This window comes from uncultured Sulfitobacter sp. (assembly GCF_947502895.1).
Lineage (GTDB): Bacteria > Pseudomonadota > Alphaproteobacteria > Rhodobacterales > Rhodobacteraceae > Sulfitobacter.
This window is the reverse complement of sequence record NZ_CANNBM010000005.1, coordinates 62,934-76,953: the sequence shown is the minus strand read 5'-3', so window position 1 is coordinate 76,953 and position 14,020 is coordinate 62,934. Positions and strand designations below refer to the sequence as shown.

13 protein-coding genes are annotated in these 14,020 nt (G+C 53.5%); 4 read left to right on the top strand and 9 right to left on the bottom strand.

The window, feature by feature from the left end; genetic code table 11:
- Nucleotides 1–28: 28 nt before the first annotated feature.
- From Q0903_RS16975 to Q0903_RS16960, 4 genes are all read right to left on the bottom strand, one after another.
- Nucleotides 29–1,105 carry an MOSC domain-containing protein gene (locus Q0903_RS16975; protein WP_299417294.1) on the bottom strand — a complete coding sequence of 359 codons (1,077 nt, stop codon included), beginning with the start codon at nt 1,103–1,105 and terminating at the stop codon, nt 29–31.
- Nucleotides 1,106–1,138: 33 nt separating this feature from the next.
- Nucleotides 1,139–2,113 carry an NAD(P)H-binding protein gene (locus Q0903_RS16970; protein ID WP_299417292.1) on the bottom strand — a complete coding sequence of 325 codons (975 nt, stop codon included), beginning with the start codon at nt 2,111–2,113 and terminating at the stop codon, nt 1,139–1,141.
- A 333-nt stretch (nt 2,114–2,446) separates the two neighbouring features.
- Entirely contained in the window at nt 2,447–2,989 is a 543-nt protein-coding gene (locus Q0903_RS16965) for a 3-hydroxyanthranilate 3,4-dioxygenase (RefSeq protein ID WP_299030875.1), read from the bottom strand.
- A 39-nt stretch (nt 2,990–3,028) separates the two neighbouring features.
- Complete coding sequence (locus Q0903_RS16960; protein WP_299417290.1) at nt 3,029–3,982, bottom strand: dihydrodipicolinate synthase family protein; 954 nt, start codon at nt 3,980–3,982, stop codon at nt 3,029–3,031.
- Between the two features lie 157 nt (nt 3,983–4,139).
- On the opposite strand from Q0903_RS16960, the gene Q0903_RS16955 reads away from it, so the two are divergent.
- The 4 genes from Q0903_RS16955 (at nt 4,140) to kynU (ending at nt 8,686) form a co-directional block, all read left to right on the top strand.
- Nucleotides 4,140–4,916 (top strand): aspartate dehydrogenase, encoded by a 777-nt coding sequence (locus tag Q0903_RS16955; RefSeq protein WP_299417288.1) that lies wholly within the window; start codon nt 4,140–4,142, stop codon nt 4,914–4,916.
- A complete protein-coding gene (locus Q0903_RS16950; RefSeq protein ID WP_299030878.1) occupies nt 4,913–5,857 on the top strand; it encodes a LysR substrate-binding domain-containing protein in 945 nt (314 codons plus the stop codon). Before Q0903_RS16955 ends, Q0903_RS16950 begins: the two co-directional genes overlap by 4 nt.
- Before the next feature lie 103 nt (nt 5,858–5,960).
- Nucleotides 5,961–7,391 carry an NAD-dependent succinate-semialdehyde dehydrogenase gene (locus Q0903_RS16945; RefSeq protein ID WP_299417286.1) on the top strand — a complete coding sequence of 477 codons (1,431 nt, stop codon included), beginning with the start codon at nt 5,961–5,963 and terminating at the stop codon, nt 7,389–7,391.
- 38 nt (nt 7,392–7,429) lie between these two features.
- Nucleotides 7,430–8,686, top strand: coding sequence for a kynureninase (gene kynU, locus Q0903_RS16940; protein ID WP_299417284.1), 1,257 nt, complete (start codon nt 7,430–7,432; stop codon nt 8,684–8,686).
- A 49-nt stretch (nt 8,687–8,735) separates the two neighbouring features.
- On the opposite strand, the gene Q0903_RS16935 is transcribed toward kynU, so the two are convergent.
- The 5 genes from Q0903_RS16935 to Q0903_RS16915 are packed head-to-tail and all read right to left on the bottom strand — an operon-like array spanning nt 8,736 to nt 13,328.
- Nucleotides 8,736–10,355 carry an alkaline phosphatase family protein gene (locus Q0903_RS16935; protein ID WP_299417282.1) on the bottom strand — a complete coding sequence of 540 codons (1,620 nt, stop codon included), beginning with the start codon at nt 10,353–10,355 and terminating at the stop codon, nt 8,736–8,738.
- A gap of 36 nt (nt 10,356–10,391) precedes the next feature.
- Nucleotides 10,392–11,888 carry a tripartite tricarboxylate transporter permease gene (locus tag Q0903_RS16930; protein WP_299417280.1) on the bottom strand — a complete coding sequence of 499 codons (1,497 nt, stop codon included), beginning with the start codon at nt 11,886–11,888 and terminating at the stop codon, nt 10,392–10,394.
- A gap of 11 nt (nt 11,889–11,899) precedes the next feature.
- The gene (locus Q0903_RS16925) at nt 11,900–12,319 is read right to left on the bottom strand and encodes a tripartite tricarboxylate transporter TctB family protein (protein ID WP_299417278.1); all 420 of its coding nucleotides are present in this window, start codon (nt 12,317–12,319) and stop codon (nt 11,900–11,902) included.
- A 57-nt stretch (nt 12,320–12,376) separates the two neighbouring features.
- Complete coding sequence (locus tag Q0903_RS16920) at nt 12,377–12,865, bottom strand: tripartite tricarboxylate transporter substrate-binding protein (protein ID WP_299417276.1); 489 nt, start codon at nt 12,863–12,865, stop codon at nt 12,377–12,379.
- Nucleotides 12,855–13,328, bottom strand: coding sequence for a tripartite tricarboxylate transporter substrate-binding protein (locus Q0903_RS16915; RefSeq protein ID WP_299417274.1), 474 nt, complete (start codon nt 13,326–13,328; stop codon nt 12,855–12,857). The genes Q0903_RS16920 and Q0903_RS16915 overlap by 11 nt, the downstream gene beginning before the upstream one ends.
- Between the last annotated feature and the right edge of the window lie 692 nt (nt 13,329–14,020).

Genomic DNA, 14,020 nt, shown 5'->3' with positions numbered 1-14,020 from the left:
CATAGATAAGTCAAAGACGACTATCGTGCTACCGATTGGCAAAAGGGCCCGACAAGAGGACCAGTTCGCCCGACAAACTGCGCCTTTCAATCTCGTCGGCATACTGTTCGACGCGCATGATCAATTCGTCCCGAGACGAACGAATAACCTGCCCGTTCAAAACAGCCCTTGGACCCGAATGAACTTTCATGCGGCCAACTGCACCATCTTCTGCCAATGCCAACGAACAAAGAGGCGAGAACTTGAAAACATCCCGTGTATCAGTGGCCACGGCGTAAGCCGCTTTGGGCCATAGGTTTATGTCAGGTGCAAGATCGCACGTCATTTCGCTCGGGGCCAAAGCCTCTGCATTTGTATGCCCTATTTCATCACCAACCGCCGCATGACCCGACTGTGAAACCCGCGCGTAGACGCCCAAAAACCCATGACCGTAGTCATTCACAAGGTCATTTTGCAGCTCTGAATCTCGGTCTCCAGTAGTTGGATCGACGGAAATCGCGGGGCAGCGACGTGCGGGTCTCAGGATAGATATCTTGGCGTCACCAACCAAAAATTCGGCACCATAGAGACCAAACTCTGCCCACGGTGGAAGACCCTCAATAAGCAAATTCGCCCGAAAGCGCCTTGGATCAATCTCGACGCCCCAGTGGCTTTCCAGTTCATGAACAGTTGCGAGGTTTACAATCAGCAGTTCTGAGTCAGGAAAGTCCCAATGTCCTGACGGCCCTTCATCTGGATTTCGGTCAATCAGACAGGGTGTTTTACCATCGTTCTCAATGCAGCTAAAGAACGGCCCAAGCTGGGTATTTACACGCTTCAAACTATCCGCGTCATCCGCATTAAACCGTAAAACCTGCCCGGAAGGTGATGTAATTTCCCACGCGATCTGATCACTGCGTTGTGAGAATTTTAGCAGGTTATCCTTGCGGGAATTAATCAAATAGCTGCGCGAGGTGTACCACGTTCCATCATCTTTCGAAGCATCGATGCCAAACGCAAAACGGCGATCACCGCGCACACCGCGCCCGCATTCCAACGTGACACTGTATAGCTCTTCACCGTTCAACCCTTTGATCGGATATCGGGCAATTCCCGCCAAATGCATGTCTTGCAACCTCCCTACCCTACCATAAAGGCTCTAGGCTTTCGCCGCATCCTTCATCGCATCCTCACCCTTTTTCCAAAGATTACCCTGCCACAATTCCTCTAGTCCGGTTTCACCGCTGGCCCCCTTGGTAGTGAGGTACTCATAATAAGATGTCGGTGCACGGCCCGTCAGATTGTAAAAATCAGGGCTACACCGAGTGTAAAAGCCGTTGGTCAAATATTCAAAAAATTCAGCACGGGTCGCACCGAAGTCTGCCTCAAAATCGACCATGGATTGGGCGCGGTACTCAATAGTTTTGCCCATCGCACGACCAAGATCTTCTGCGATTTCAGACATTGATTGCGGGACAGGTCCGGTGAGGTCATAGAACTTGTTGGCGTGTCGTTCTGGCCCTTCAATCAGAACAACTGCGGCAGCTTCTGCAATATCGCGCGTCGCAACGAAAGAGTTTCGGACATAGCCCAGCGGGTTTGAAAACCAGCCCTCACGATCAATCGTCTCGCAATCCGTCTTCAGCAAGTGGTTCATAAAGAAGTTGTTCCGCAATGCTGTGACGTTCAAACCCTCGTCAATCAGCGCCTTCTCGCCCCACCAGTAGTGTTGCAACATCAGCGGAATCCCCGCGCCAGCGCGAGAGGCATGTTGATCAGCAATATAAGCCGCGGTGTTTGTGTCGGCCCCCATGCAGCTTACCCGTACAACGTGCTTGATCTGATCAGAGCGGTGCCCCAACTCCTTGCAGAAGGCAAGATGGCCCTTGAGCATAGGATCAAGAGAGGCGGAGTAGACAGCGCTGACACTATCAAGCGCTTGATCCCATGTGGCAGGATCGGACAGATCAAATTTGACAACCTCATGCGCGCCAAGGGAAAGCAGGCTCTGCGCTTTATCGTCACTGAAATAGCAGGCGCGCACGTTAAACTTCCCAACAGCACCGAGACGCGCCACAAGCTCTTTGCCAATGCGGCCTGTTGCGGACGTGATGAGGACAGTCTGTTTGGTCATTTGGTCACTTTCTGATCTTGAGATAACGCTATTGGAATTTAGCGCCTCATATTTGCAACCGCATCATCCAGAGTTTTGAACACCCTTACCAGAGCATTGTGTGCCGCCATCAGTTGTTTGGCGTTTTTCGGGTCTGTCAGCCGATCTCGCCTCTACTTTCAAAAGCAGGCCCGTTTCGGGATGCGAACTGGAAAAAGCGAACTGGTACAATCGCCAACGCTGACCAGATAAGATCGCCAGCTGTTGCAAAACGCGCTGAACATTTTCATTGCTTTTTGCAACACGGGCAACTGGCGATCTTCAACTCTCACACCATACAATATGCTTGGAATACTAGATTTTCACCCAACCCTCTGGTGGCTCTTTACCAGGGTGAAGAGCCTTACAATTGGGGCAGGTTCTGTCCTCTTCCGAGGCGTAAAACTTGTTATAGACGGGTGGTAAATCCTTCACGATCGAAGTCAGCTGCATTTCTGCGCGATGCACAAGCGTGCCGCATTCAAAACAGTACCACTCGATTGCGTCCAGTTCTCCAGTTTGGCGTTTGGGTTCGACAACAAGGCCGATGGACCCTTCCTCGGGACGCTGGGGGGAGTGACGGACATGCGGCGGCAGCAAAAAGATCTCGCCTTCACGGATAGGCACATCATAAAACTCTTCGCCGTCATAAATCTTGAGAACCATGTTACCTTCCAGCTGATAGAAGAACTCCTCAACCGGATCATCATGATAGTCCGTGCGCTTGTTCGGGCCACCAACGACTGTCACCATAAGATCAGCATCTTCCCAGATCTGCTGATTTCCAACAGGCGGTTTCAAAAGGTGGCGATGTTCATCAATCCATGCTTGAAAATTGAAGGCTTTTAGTCTGGACATGGTTTTCTCCCGTTACCGTAACTTATTCCGGCTCTGCAATTACAGCTTTAGCCCGCAGCCTTCAAAGGCGGCACGCACAGCATCTTTCTCCGCATCGGTCAATTCCAGCATAGGCTGACGCACACGGCCACCGGTCTGACCCAACAGCTCTTGCCAGTATTTCCCAAAGGCGGTGGGCTTGTCGCTCGGCTTTGACGCCTTCATAGCTTTTCTCACAGGTTCAAGGCTATCGCGCACCTTGCGGGCCTCTTCGAACTTTCCTGCAAAAGCAAGCTGGGTGTATTCGTGCATCCGCAAATCATTCGCTGTCTGCAATTGATAAGGTGGCGACGAGCAGAGGTACAACCGCCACCCGAGCTCTTCGATATTATCAAGCCAATCATCCTCGAGCGACGTTGAGACCTGAATTATATCACCAATCATGTGATGCAGCTTCACATACATCTCGCGCGGTACCGAGTATTTGATCGCTACGATGTTGGGCAATTCCGCAATGCGCGCACATTCCTCGGGCTGCATCAGATAGCCACTGTCAAGGTGGCTCCACATGGCAATCCCGATGTCGAGCTGGTCGCAGAATGTTTTATAGTATTGATACAGCACCTCGCCGCGGTCATGCACAAAACTAAGGACTGGCGCATGAACCACAATGAAATCCGCGCCTGCGTTTTGTGCGAAATGGGCAAGTTCCAGCGCCGTGTCCATGTTTTGGTCAGAAACCGAAACGATCACGCCAGCCTTGCCTGCACATTCGTCCACCGCAATTTCGATATTGCGCTTACGCTCGGCAACGCTCATCGAGAAAAATTCGCCCTGCTTACCAGCCACGAACAATCCCTGAATCTTCAGATCGTCGATCCAGTGACGGATGTTTGCGCGCAACCCAGCCTCATTCAACGTCAGGTCGTCATTAAACGGATTAAGAGCTGCGGCCCAAATCCCGCTCATGTGCTCGCGCGCATAGGCTTTCGCGTCATGTTTTGTGTATTTCATGTGGCAGACCTGTTCTGAGAAACCAAGTTTTGTTCAGTTCAGAGGGCCGCATTCGAGCCAGTTTGCCAAGGTAAAATGCCAAAATCAGGTATCACAAATATCTATATCCGTACTTAGTCAATTTCGTTTAGACGTAGTACAACAAGAGGATATTGGCATGAAAATTGGTTTGATCGGGAATGGCGCAATCGCTAGCTATGTGCAGACTGCACTGGCGCAAAGACCACACAGCATTGCAGCGGTTCTAGTACGGCAGACACGCGTTGCGGATAATCCCGGAACTTATGTAGATTCGGTTCAGGGCTTTCCCGATGATCTGGACCTTGTGATTGATTGCGCAGGCCACGCTGCCCTCGCAGAACATGGCCCAGCGATATTGCAGCGGGGCATCGATCTGGTGACTGTCTCGCTTGGTGCGCTTGCAGACCAAAATGTTCTTCAAAGCCTAGAGGCGGCAGCGCACGCGGGGAATGCAAAACTCCACCTTGCAAGCGGTGCAATCGGGGCGCTGGATTGCCTTCAGGCCGCACGCGTTGGCCAGTTGGAGCAAGTCACATATGTTGGCCGCAAACCACCCGCCGGATGGCTTGGCTCACCTGCCGAAAAAGTAATAAACCTTGAGGCCCTCAGGACAGGCGCCCAGACACATTTTGAAGGGACCGCACGCGAAGCCGCCCTCGCCTATCCCAAGAATGCCAATGTTGCCGCAGCAGTGGCGCTAGCCGGTGTCGGTTTCGACAAGACGAGCGTGCGCTTGATCGCGGACGCGGATGTCAGCGCCAATATCCACGAAATTCAGGCAAGCGGCGACTTTGGTAGCTTCACTTTCCAGATCAACGGAAAGTCCCTACCCGACAATCCGCGCAGCTCGGCTCTTGCCGCAATGAGTGTGATCAGCAGACTGGATAGCCTCAGCGGAGTGATCTCACTATGATCGCGAAACATTCACGGATTGTGGATCGCGCTTTGACACGGCTCAAATTGCGACAACTGCGTTTGCTGGTTGCTGTGGGTAGCCACGGCAGTATCCAGAACGCCGCGCGGGAACTAGGCATCTCCCAACCTGCGGCCACCAAGATGATTCAGGACCTCGAGATTGATTTCGAGGTGACTTTGTTTACACGCACCAACCGTGGTGTTGTCCCTACTGTCTTTGGCGACACACTGATCCGGCATGGCAAGCTTATTTTTGCGCAGGTGTCCAATGCCGCACAGGAGTTGGATGATCTGAACGAAGGCAATAGCGGGCGCGTGGTCGTGGGTACGCTGCTTGCAGCCTCCACAAAACTACTGCCAGCAGCGATTGCGACGGTACTGCAGAACCGTGCGAAAATCGCAATAAAGATAAACGAAGGCACTAACGAAGTTCTGATGCCTGCGCTGCTGTCGGGTGAAATCGACCTTGTTGTTGGGCGCTTGCCCTCGCACCGGCATCGCGACAAGTTGAAACAGGAAAAACTGTTTGATGATCGGGTCACAGCAGTTGTTGGCAATGACCATCCGCTGGCGAAAATCAAATCGCTACCCTTCGACCAGATCAAACCTTTCGGCTGGATATTACCGCCGCCAGAAACAACCCTGCGCCGCCAGATTGACCAGTTCTTCATTGGCCAGAACCAGTACGCGCCTCCCTTCGCAATCGAATCCGTATCTTATCTAGCCAATAGAGCATTGCTGCAGTCTCGGGATTGGATCGGGTTAATGCCTTCCGAAGTCGTGCAGCAAGACGTCGAGAACGGCTATCTCACTGCGCTCGATTGGGACGTGCCATTCGGTCAAAGCCCGATTGGCCTGACATACCGCAGCGACAACAGCCTGTCCCCTGCTGGGCACGCCTTCAAAGACGCGCTGCATCTGGCAGCAAAAGAGAGGTGATCCCTGATATTCTTGAAACTGATATCAGTATCCGCTCAATTCACTTGAATAGGCATCCAACATTGACTGATTTGGATGGGAGAAATTAAGGAGTGCGAGATCAATGTATCCTGAGCTGAAGTTGTTTATTGCAGGCGGCTGGCGCACAACACGTCGCGATATGGCCGTTGTAAACCCCGCGACCGAGCAAGAGCTTGGGCGTTTGCCTTGTGCCGATATAAGCGATCTTGATGACGCATTGAAAGCCGCTGAAGAGGGCTTTCGCATCTGGTCTGCGACCTCGCCACGCGAGCGCGGTGATACGATCCTGCGCGCCGCAGCCCTTATGCGCGAGCGGCAGGAAGATATCGCGGAGTCGATCACGCTGGAGCACGGCAAGCCAATTGCACAAGCCCGGATGGAAGTGATCCGTGGCGCCGAGTTCTTTGAATGGGACGCAGGCGAAGCAATGCGGACCTATGGCCGCGTGATCCCCGCCGCAAAAGGCCACAAGTTCTCTGTCCATCATCAACCCATCGGCGTTGTTGCCGCATTTTCTCCTTGGAATTTCCCGATGAGCCAACCTGCGCGCAAGATTGCAGGCGCTTTGGCTTCCGGCTGCTCGATCATCCTCAAGGCTGCGGAAGAAACCCCAGCAGGAGCCATCCACATCGCCCGTGCGTTTGAAGATGCAGGCTTGCCTGCTGGCGTGCTTAACCTCGTGTTCGGCGACCCTGCTGAGATCTCCAGCCACCTGATCAAGCAAGACGCCGTGCGACTGGTCGCCTTCACTGGCTCGACCCCCGTAGGCCGTCATCTGACCACGCTGGCTTCCGAAAATATGACCTCTGTCTTGATGGAGCTGGGCGGCCATGCGCCAGTCATCGTCTGTGAAGATACCGATGTGCAGGCCGCTGCCGTTTCCGGGGCCGTCCGCAAAATGCGAAACGCGGGACAGGTCTGCACCTCGCCCACACGGTTTTTTGTGAACGAGGCAATCTTTGAGGAGTTTGTTGAAGCATTTGTTGCCCGCGCCAAACAAACCGTTGTCGGCAATGGCATGGATGCGGGCGTGGAGATGGGACCGCTGGCCAATGACCGCCGCGTCCCTGCCCTAGCCGCTCTTGTGGAAGATGCCCGCGCCAAAGGGGCCACTGTCGCCACAGGTGGCGCACGTCACGGCGACACCGGCTATTTTTTCGAACCGACCGTGCTGGTCAATGTGCCTGATGATGCAGACATCATGCAGGTAGAACCCTTCGGTCCAATTGCAGTAATCAACCCTGTGTCCTCGCTCGATGATGCCATCGCGCGGGCAAACTCAGTCCCTTACGGTTTGGCAGGCTATGCCTTTACCAACCGCGCCGATTATATTGACCGCATGATCGATGAGGTCGAAGTTGGTAATTTTTCAGTCAATACGCTAGAAGCCTCCATGCCCGAAACACCATTTGGCGGTGTTAAATCCAGCGGCTATGGCCGCGAGGGTGGCTCTGAGGGGTTGGACAACTACATGACCATCAAGAATGTGTGGCATTCGGCAAAGATCGTATAAGCCTGCCTAAAATTGAACCTGCATCAGGAATGAAAACAGTGAACGCACCATCAGACAAAATCACCCGCGCCGATACCGAGAAGATGGACGGGAATGATCCCATCGCCCATCTGCGGGACCGCTTTATCCTTCCCGAGGGTGATATCTATCTCGACGGGAACTCTCTTGGCGCGCTCCCGCACGGCGTGATGGAGCGGCTGGAGGTGGCCGTCAAAGAGGAATGGGCCCATGGCCTCATCCGCAGCTGGAATGATGCCGATTGGTATCCTGCCCCCCAACGTGCTGGCGCTGCGATTTCGCGGCTGATCGGTGCTGACAAGGACGAGGTGATCGTCTGCGATTCCATTTCCGTGAATCTCTATAAGCTGCTGGTTGGCGCGCTGCGCATGCGCCCCGATCGCAAGATCATCGTCTCGGAAATCGGCAACTTCCCAACAGATGTCTACATCAACGCCGAAGTCGCCAAGATGATGGGTTGTGAGCTGCGCTGCGTGATGCCCGAAGAGGTCGAGCAGGCGATTGACGAGGCAGGCGATAACCTCGCCCTCGTACAGCTGACCCACATCCATTATAAGTCAGGCCGCGTCTATGACATGGCAGGCATCACCAAACGGACACAGGATCTGGGCGCCTTGGTGATCTGGGATCTGGCCCATTCCGCAGGCACATACCCTGTCCAGCTCAACGGCTGTAACGCGGATTTCGCGGTGGGCTGTGGGTATAAATATCTCAATGGTGGTCCGGGCGCACCCGCGTTCGTCTTTGTGGCACGCCGCCATTTCGAGACCATGAACCAGCCGCTTGTTGGTTGGCATGGCCATGCCGAACCTTTCGCATTTACGCAAGAATACAAACCCCACCCCACAATCGACCAGATGCTCACAGGCACGGCGTCCCAGCTTGCAACACTGGCCCTAGAGGCGGCTTTGGAGGTGTTCAAAGACGTTGATATGAATGTCCTGCGCCAAAAAAATATGGCTTTGGGTGATCTCTTCATCTCGCTGGTCGAGCAAGAGCTTGGCGATATGGGTTTCACCCTTGCCAGCCCAAGGGAGGCAGAGCGCCGCGGTTCGCAAGTATCCATGACCCATGAAGAAGGCTATGCAATCATGCAGGCTGTCATCGCGCGCGGCGTTGTCGGCGATTTCCGCGCACCGGACATTCTGCGCTTTGGATTTGCGGCGCCCTATGTGCGCTACGTCGATATCTGGGACTCTGTCGCTCATATCCGCGAAGTGATGGAATCTGGCGAGTGGGACCAACAGAAGTTCAAAGAAAAACGTGCCGTAACCTAATTCGGCAGATGGCTCCCGATGCGTTTGATGCACATCGGGAGCTATCGATTTATTTAGGTTCTGTATTATTTTTTGCCTTCCAAGCGGCAAGCTCGTCTTCGTCCCAGAACCCAAGATACACACCCTCGACAGCATCATCATGACACATATCGTTATCGATTTTTTCGTCTGATAGCGTGACGCGGTTGTGCTGTCTGCGCGCCCAGTCAAACATAGCCGCAGACAGGCGTGCAATCTGGGGGGCATAAGCCTCGTCCGCGCCGAGGTCGATAAATTCGTCAGAATCAGTTTCCAAATCAAAGAGCATCGGGCGATGCCCTTCGACCCAGACCATCTTCCAACGTCCGTCAAACACCATTGTCAGAAGACACGATTTTGCATTCGGACTGAGATGGCGCAGATGAATGCGCGTGGAATAATCATACTCTGAGATGGCATATTCACGCGGGGTCGTAGCGCCACCGTGGAGCGCAGGCAGCAGTGAGTGCCCCTCCAGGATATGATCGCGCGCTTTGCCGCCAAAATACTCGACAAATGTCGGGGCCAGATCGATCGCTTCGGTCAGATCGCTTACGACCTGCCCCCGCGTGGTGTCGGCCTGTTCGCTGGGGTCCACGATAATCATCGGGATGCGGGCAGACTGATCGTGGAACAGATCCTTCTCCCCCATCCAGTGATCACCGAGGTAATCGCCATGATCAGACGTAAAGACGATCAGCGTCTCGTCCAACTGACCACTATCTTTAAGGTAGGTCATAAGCCGTCCGATTTGGTCGTCAATCTGGGTAATCAGACCCATATAGGCGGGGATCACGGCCTTGCGTACCTCGTCACGGCTGAACGCCTGCGAATACCGATAGCCATAGTAGGCCTCCATCAAAGGATGGGGATCCTCCAGCTCAACTTCGGAGCGTTTGACGGGTAGCACGTCCGCCTCACCATACATGTCGTGATAGGGCGCAGGCACGATGTAGGGCCAGTGTGGTTTGATATAGCTTAGATGCAGACACCAGCTGTCGTCCTTTGCCTGCTCCATAAACTCGATGGCGCGGGTCGTGGTATAAGGCGTCTCGGAATCCTCTTCGGCCACTGCCGCAGGCTCGGTGCTGTGCTTTAGCAGCCAGCCGGACAGAATATCACCGTCGTCGGTCTTCCCCGAGTTGGCAGCAGAGTGCCAGGGATTGTGTCCCTCATAACCCTTGGCCTTCAGGTGTTCCTTGTACTTCGACGGGTTCGCGGCAGCACCCTCCGGCACAACGCCATCACTGCGATCCCAGACCTCAAAACCACATTCCGCCACCAGCGCACCAATGTCGCTGGACATATCAATACCCAGACGCTCCATACCCTCAAGGTCGGCACGCATATGGGTCTTGCCGCATAGCACTGTACGCACGCCCAAGGGCCGCAAGTGGTCGCCTAGTGTCATCTCCCCCACTCTTAAGGGGTAGCTGTTCCATGTTGATCCATGACTGCGCACGTAGCGTCCTGTGTAAAAGCTCATCCGGCTGGGTCCACAGATTGGCGACTGCACATAAGTCTTGTCAAACCGCACCCCACGCGCCGCCAAGGCATCAATATTTGGCGTTTTGATGCTGGGATGACCTGTGCAGCCAAGATAGTCGAAACGCAGTTGGTCGCACATGATGAACAGTATTTTCTTTGGCATGACAGCTCCTTAATTTCCCTGCGCCCGATCCTGTTTTCAAACGGTGCTCTGCCGCTTTTTGACGCCCAGCCAGTAGATCGAAAAAACCGACATTGCCAACAAGATGACAGCAACCGGATGATTAACAAGGTTTGTGATATCCCCCCGCAGGATTGTTGCGGTTTGCCCTAGTGAAAGCTCGAATCTTGGGCCAAGGAAGAAGGCAATGATAAAGACAACCAGTGGATAGCGCAGCACCGTCATAATCACGCCAAGCACCGCGAATAGGATCATTACAAAGACACCAAACGCCCCACCCGTAGCAAGGTAAACTCCGGTCACACAAAGCACGAGCGCCACCGCAAAAACGACAGATTCAGGGGCCGTGATTAGTTTGCTCCACAGGCGCAGGCCGAACAAACCGCACACCAGATTACAGGCATTTGCCATAATCATCGCACCAAAGATGCCATACACCAGCTGCCCCTGCTGCTCGAACAACAGGGGGCCAGGTTGAAGCCCTTGGATCAGAAACGCACTGATCATGATAGCGGCAGACGCACTGCCAGGCAGGCCCAGCGTGAGCAACGGCATGAAATCTGCCCCCGCAACCGAACTGTTGGCGGATTCTGTGGCAGCGATACCGCGCAAGTCCCCTTTGCCAAATTTCGACGGGTTCTTGGCAGATTGTTTGGTTGACGCATAGCTCATAAACGCCGCCGCTGTGGACCCCATGCCAGGAACCGCACCAATGAACGTGCCGATGACAGACCCTCTGAGCAGAACAAAACGGCAAGCCCAATATTCGGCAAAGCTGACTGAGGTCTGGTCTTTGGTTGCATCTTTGGGAAAGACAACAGCGGGCAAGACAGCCCCGCGCATGCGGGCAATGCGTAGGGTGATTTCGGACACCGCAAGCGACCCGATCGCTACCGATGCTATTGGAAAACCGTCATACAGCTGGAACATGCCGAACAAAAATCGTGGCGTCGAGTGTTCAGGATCAAGGCCGACAGTTGCGACCAACAAACCAAACGCCGTGGCGATGATCCCTCTCGTGATTGATGCGCCAATGAGGCCAGAAATCAGCGAGAACGCAAAAATCATAAGCGCAAAAATCTCGACCGGACCCAGCTGCAATGCAAGGATCGCCAAAGGTGCCGCCAGCGTTATCAGAACGATGTCACTGAAGGTGTCGCCAGTCACCGACGAATAGAGCGCCATTTTCATCGCTTTGAGCGGCTTGCCCTTTTTGGTAAGTGGATAACCGTCCAGCGCAGTTGCTCCCGCATCAGGCGTGCCGGGTGTGTTAAGCAGGATCGCGGGGATCGCCCCGCCAATCAAACCGCCTTTGTTAACACCAACTAGAAATCCGATGGCTGGCAAGGGGCTGAGTGCGAAGGTGAACGGGATCGCAATTGCCATAACCATGACCGGCCCGATCCCTGGCATTGCACCTACAAACTGGCCTATGAACACTCCCGCAAAAACAAACATAAGATTTACTGGTGTCAGGGCATCTGTCAGTCCCGCGATGATCGTTGCAAAGTCCATTTATGGCCTCTCTAGGGCAAGACGCGGTTAAGGACGTTTTCAACAAGCAGCCAAATGCTCAGCGGCATCGCAAGGGCCGCGAACAAGAGCCAGTACCAGCGGCGCTCTCCCATAAACAACATGATGGACAGTGCAAAAATGGGAGCGAAATATTCAAAGCCGAATTTCTCCATCAGCCAGACCGCCGCAATAAACATTGCCATAAATGCGCTTACCCTAAGGCTGTTGCGCAAATGCAGGTCAATACATTCAGTGCTGTTGAATAATTGTACAATACCCGCGATGACGATGATCCAAAGAGCGATGGATGGAACAGTTGATGGGACAATGCGTCCGTACTCAACAGTCTCCACTTGTTGCGGTAAAACGAAGAACAGAAAACCCAGACCAAGCAAAACAAGAACTGTAGTAAAGACGCGCTCTACTGTCATTTTGGCTCCCCATATCAAAAAATGACCGAGCCAAAGAGCTCGGCCAAGTGTACTTTTTTATTTCGCCGCCTCGATCAAGTTGAAGGCATCTGCCAAACTGTTGTTCAATTTAGCCTCCGTGCCTTCCGGCCCCAGATTGCTTGCTTTGGTTTGCATGACGTTCTCGATCAGCTGATCCAAAGCGTCGGAATTGATGGCATCATCAATTGCTTTAGCAAGTGCAGTCTTGGCCTCGGCATCCAAACCAGCAGGCGCCGCAAGGTAAAAGTAAGGCTCAACAGAAAAGGGATATCCCTGCTCGACCAGTGTTTGGGTGTCTGGGGAATAGGAATGGCGTGCCTGAGTGGCGACACCCAGCATCTTTAGGTCACCAGATTCCAGATACTGGATATGCGCCCCTGCGCTAAATCCAGCGTCCAACTGTCCGCCCAAAAGACCCTTAATGATTTCGGCGCCACTCTGGTTTGAGACAAGCTCAACCTGACTACCAACTGTGTTGTTGATGGATTGCATGATCAGACGTTGTGGGCCGCCATCAAAGCCCATCAAAGAGCCCCCACTGCTCTTTGCTGAACGCGATGAATTCGGCAAACGTGTCATACGGCGCGTTCGCAGGGGCAACAATTGAAACAGGGGCCAAAACGACAGTAGCGAGGTGATCAAAGCTGTCGATTTTGAACGGCAGCTTGTCGCCTCGCATCGCGAGGTTCATGATCGTTGCGACCGTAACGCCCATGCCGATTTTCAAGCCATCAGGCTTGGCATTCACCAAGGTCGACAACATGGCAACCCCGCCGCCACCAGGTTTGTTTTCAACAATTACGTCCCAACATGTGCTGTCCTCAACGGCTGCTGCAATCGCACGACCAAGAGTATCCGTCGAACCACCTGCGCCAAAACCAATTTGCAATGTGATCGGGCCGCTTGGTGCCCATTCTGCAAATGCTGCACTAGGTATGGCAAACGTGATCGCGGTCGCGGTCACCTTCATCAATGACGTAAATTTCATTTCATTCCTCCGTTGGATTCAATCAGATTTTATCGCGTGCCATTCGGCCTTCGTTTTTAGTGCCATCGCGGGGCATCGGCTGCTTGGCGTGGGAGAAACGCTTGGATGCGTCGTTGATTTCTAGCTAATTTGCCAAGAGCACTTCACCGAAAGGGTGGCTTACACGTCTGAACTTCTGTGATCCGGATACGAAATCCCAGTATATCGAACAGATATAGTTATTCTAAAAATCTATACCAAAGCGATGCGTGACCGTGATCGTGCACCGTGCCAAATTGCATCAGGCAACCGGCTTGTGCATTTACTCCAGAAACCCAAGCAACCTGTAGTCTCTGCATATGTACAACCACGAACGGCGGCGATGATCCATCAATGGAAAACGTGCATGGCCTGAGGGCGCATCCGGTGTGTTCATGCGAGGCAGCCGGAATGCACTGGAAGTCGATGAGCAGAAGCTAAAAGAAGGCGTCAGGAAGTGGACTACGTTCCGCAACCACAAGCGTCCGCATCCTGCCCTTGGCGGCAAGCCACCCGCTGTGGTCTACTGACAGAAAAATTGAGCCAGCCGACCCCGATCAGTTAGTCCAAAGAATAGCTCAAATTACGCAAGATCCTGTCCAACAAAATGTGAAGTAGCTCAGCACACCTAACAATTTGCGTTGGTAATTTCTGTGTGCCACACCTTTTCCCAC